We start from the raw sequence: 241 nt of genomic DNA on the forward strand, positions 1-241 counted from the left end.
AGATAAACATCAATATGAGATTGATTTTGGCGACAAATCTGAAAAAATAACTACCGATAAAAAATCTTTAAGACATATTTTTCCGTTCAACGAAAAAGTAAAATCATTTACTGTAAATATTAAGCAGTTAGGCGAAATCTGCCCAAATACACAGCAAATCATCGTAAGAATCGGAGATTTTAACAATCCTGATTTCAACGAAAAAGATTTTAATACCCAAAAATAATAACCTCAACTAAAA

1 protein-coding gene is annotated in these 241 nt (G+C 28.6%); it reads left to right on the top strand.

The features are described from left to right. The coding region (locus tag CF394_RS16370; RefSeq protein WP_165767402.1) for a hypothetical protein at positions 1–226 on the top strand (226 nt) is incomplete at its 5' end. Between the last annotated feature and the right edge of the window lie 15 nt (positions 227–241).

This window comes from Tetzosporium hominis (assembly GCF_002265435.1).
In the GTDB taxonomy this organism is placed as follows: Bacteria; Bacillota; Bacilli; order Bacillales_A; family Planococcaceae; genus Chryseomicrobium; species Chryseomicrobium hominis.